Raw genomic sequence first — 3466 nt, 5'->3', positions numbered from 1 at the left:
TATCGCCTTGATGGTGTCCACCGTATCGACCTCGACCCAGCCGACCTGGGCGGTCTCGCCATAAGTCTCGCGCACCGAGTCGGCAAAGGCCTCCTCGGTATCAGTGGGCGAGAGATGCTGGAGCAGAACGGGGATCACCCAATCGACGCCCCAGTCGGCACCCTCACCCTTGAGATACCGCATGAGGTCGTCACTCCTGCATCGGCGGCATCGCCCCTCGGGCGCGGGCACGTTGCAGCCAGAGCACCACGGCGTGGTTTCTTCAAATGCCAGCGCATCGAGGCGCTCCTTGAGTTCATCGGAAATCATGGATCACCTCGGCGGCCACATGGGCATGACCAGTGTTTCGGTCGGGCCGGCTTCGTCGAAGAAAACGAGCGGCTTCGAGATGTAGTGCTGTCCATCCCGCCCGCCCGTGTCGGAGGGAAACCCTGCGAGCACGCAGTGTCCGCCCATGGTGGCAAGGGCGTCTTTGAGATATTTGGGGTTTACGAGGAACGGCAGCGTGCCTTTGAGCCCCTTCGCCGCGCTTCCCGACACTTCGCGCTCAAGGGCCGCGTCCTCATCGCGCGGGTCTTCGTAGGAGAGGACGAGCCCCTCAGAGCTGAGGTGGCCGCCTACGCTCCTGGGAAGATCCTTTGCCTTCGGAGCGCGGCCGTTCGCCTGCGAAAACACCGCCTTCCAGTCCTGCCCGAGCGCCTGAAGCGCGTCCCCCATCTCCTGCGCACTCAAAACGATCTGCCAGGCGAGCTGGCCCGCGCCCGGTAGCACGGCGCACCAGTTAGGAAAGCGATCGGGATCAAGAAGCGGGACCGGAAACTCGGTCCCGTCGGCAATGACCATGCCCTGCCAGGCCTGTTCGGAGGGCGATTTGGGAGACCACGTATAGGTGTCTGGCTCTCCAGCACGCCGCAGGTCGAAGAACACATCGCTTACATAATCGCGCCCGCGCCTGAGCCCGTTTCGCACAAGCTCCTGCACCGCAGGAAGGGGCACGAGGGCCTTTGCGGTCTTCGGATCGAGGTTTCCGCCGAGCCCCAGAAACCGGTGCGCGCTCATGCGGTGGCCGTCGGTGGCGACAGCCATGAGATCGCTCCCGTCTTTCTCGAAAAGAACGGCCGAGAGATGCTGGCGATTGGCGTCGCCGCGAAGTGCCGAGAGGATTACGCGCGAGAGCCCGTCGTAGAGGAGCGCGCCCTGCGAGAGATCGTCGCGAGGCGCAGCGCCTTTCCACGCGACCTTGTCCCGAATCGGCAGAAACAGCGCCCGGCCGCGCCGGTGCGTTCCGATCCGCGAGAGATCGGCAACGCCGGCGGGCCGGTAGCGGCCCACAACATGAATGCGGAATCCCGCCTTGCTCTGCAGGAGGAAATCGTCGCCGCCGGTCTCGATTTCGAGGACGTCGCCGGAAACAAGAGTAAGTCTCCGGATGTTCCCGGCATCTTTGGGGTGGACTTCGCTGAGATACTCGTAGGTCTCGGCAAATGCCGCCTGCATCCGCGCCGCGAATTCATCCGCCGTGGCCGGGGCGCCAAGCAGCGATCCGCGCCAGAGCCAGGTATCGCCATCAAGGTAGTATTCAAGGAGCGGCCAGTCCGCTCGTTTGGCTGCTTTTGCCATGTTCTCACCAGGAAAATCTGAGCCCTGCCATTGCCTGCCAGCCGGGCTCAAAACGCTGCGTTTTGATGAGGCCGCCGCTACCCCGCGCGAAGAGCGAGAGTCGCTCGCTCACACGGTGCCGGTATTCGAGCGAGCCCCCCAGAAAGTCCGGCCTGCCTTGCAGCCCCAGCTCCAGCGAGCCGCTCTTTGGAGCGAGCAGGCCCACCTCGCTGAGGCTTCGAGCAAGCTCGCCCGCGGGGCTCAAGCTCCCGCGGGCACCACTGCCAAAGGGGAGGCTTCGCCTCCTCCACTTTTTACGAGGTTCAGATCGTGGACGGCGGCTTCGACTTTGCCGGCCAGGAATTCCTCGACCTGATTTGCGGATGCCAGCCCCAGGATCTTGCCGAGCTCGCCGATGCCCTTGGTGCCGAGGTAGGACTTCAGGGCGTTCAACGCCCGGCGCTTGGCCTCCTGACGCTCGGCGGGCTCCAGCTTCCCGTCCTCACGGGCGCTCTTCAAAGCATCGGCGTAGGTCTGGGCGACGCTTTTCACGGCCGTGAAGACGGCTTCGTCCAGGCGCACCAGCACGCCGCGCAGATACTCGCCTTTCACCTTGGCGGTGATGAGCTTTGCGAGCCACGCCGAGAGAAAGGTGAGCCCGGCGATGAGAATCGGGGTAAGGATTTCGATCAAACTGGGAACGATTTCACTCTTGTTCATGATTCCTCCTGTTTCACCTGCGGCGGTCCGTAGGCGGGCTTTGACAGATATTCGATGGCGGCCTTCATCCCGGCGGCGTAGCCGCGGTGGTAGGCCTCGCTTTGCTCGTTTCCTGCATCGTGGGCTTCATGGGTGAGTTCGGCCTGGTTGCGCAGGACCGACTTGAAGAGCCCCTTGTTGAAACACTGTTCCATGGGCACGCAGGCGTCGTTGATCCCTTGCCCCACGCCCTGGAAAAACCACTGCCCTGGTGTTCCGCCGCCAGTGCTGAGCGCCGGAGCGTCCGCGACTCTCCAGTAGCGATCTCGCAGCGCGAAGAGGTGCCGGCGCTTTGCGCTCCAGGAGAGCGGTGCGGGATTTTTTCTGAGGGAGCTGAGCATTCTGGCGCCCTCAGAGGCGGCAGCGCCGCCGCCGCGAAGCGCCTCGCCTGCGCCAAGAAGCGCGGGCGCCATGACGAGGCCCAGCAGCGCGATCGGCACGGTGATGACGCCGATCTTTGCGACGCCAAGAAACACGTCGGTCTTCTGCGACCAGCTCATCCCCTGACGGGCGCGCTCCTCGGCCTCTTTCTCTTTCTTGAGAACGGCCTCGACCTCCTGGCGTGCCTTGCGGGCCGCCAGAGCGTCCTGCACCCAGTCAATCGGGCCGCTGAGAGCGGCTTTTTGCTCAAACAACGGGTTCATGCCGCGATCCCCCAGATGCTTGCGGAGCGCCAGCCGACCTGGATGTGAAGATGATCGCCGCCGCCTACGTTGTGACGGATGGCGCACTGAATCTTCGGGGTGTCGTAGGGGTATTTGAGATTGATATATGCGACAAGTTCCGCAATCACCTCATCGGGGATTCCCATCGTGCGAATGTCCGCTGCGCGTCCAAATTCGTGCGGCGAGCGCTCGGGCTCCTTGAGACCAAGCTGCACTGCCCTCTCGAAGATCGCCCGCTGCTCGTCGCGGGTTCGCAGCAGGCATGTCACGAGGAGCGAAAATCCGCGCGCCGCGAGGAAACACGCGGCATCGAGCAGAATCGCCCGCACACGCGGATCGACTTTGGGGAGTTCCGAGACGATTCGCTCGTCCTTGCAGAGGAGTTCGATCTTCATCGCCCCTCCAGGCGGGTGACGCGCCGTTCCTGAATCTCGATGAGCTTC

At 63.6% G+C, this 3466-nt stretch carries 6 protein-coding genes; all 6 read right to left on the bottom strand.

Annotation, left to right across the window (positions count from 1 at the left end):
* A partial coding sequence (locus KDH09_18430) for a hypothetical protein (protein ID MCB0221680.1) occupies nt 1-309 on the bottom strand: 309 nt, incomplete at its 3' end.
* A 3-nt stretch (nt 310-312) separates the two neighbouring features.
* Complete coding sequence (locus KDH09_18425) at nt 313-1620, bottom strand: hypothetical protein (GenBank protein MCB0221679.1); 1308 nt, start codon at nt 1618-1620, stop codon at nt 313-315.
* A gap of 4 nt (nt 1621-1624) precedes the next feature.
* Entirely contained in the window at nt 1625-1864 is a 240-nt protein-coding gene (locus KDH09_18420) for a hypothetical protein (GenBank protein MCB0221678.1), read from the bottom strand.
* Complete coding sequence (locus KDH09_18415; protein MCB0221677.1) at nt 1861-2319, bottom strand: hypothetical protein; 459 nt, start codon at nt 2317-2319, stop codon at nt 1861-1863. Before KDH09_18415 ends, KDH09_18420 begins: the two co-directional genes overlap by 4 nt.
* Entirely contained in the window at nt 2316-3002 is a 687-nt protein-coding gene (locus KDH09_18410) for a hypothetical protein (protein ID MCB0221676.1), read from the bottom strand. The genes KDH09_18415 and KDH09_18410 overlap by 4 nt, the downstream gene beginning before the upstream one ends.
* Complete coding sequence (locus KDH09_18405; GenBank protein MCB0221675.1) at nt 2999-3418, bottom strand: hypothetical protein; 420 nt, start codon at nt 3416-3418, stop codon at nt 2999-3001. Before KDH09_18405 ends, KDH09_18410 begins: the two co-directional genes overlap by 4 nt.
* Between the last annotated feature and the right edge of the window lie 48 nt (nt 3419-3466).

This window comes from Chrysiogenia bacterium, assembly GCA_020434085.1.
Classification (GTDB): Bacteria; JAGRBM01; JAGRBM01; order JAGRBM01; family JAGRBM01; genus JAGRBM01.
The sequence above is the reverse complement of the archived record's forward strand: the minus strand, read 5'-3'. Positions and strand labels throughout refer to the sequence as shown.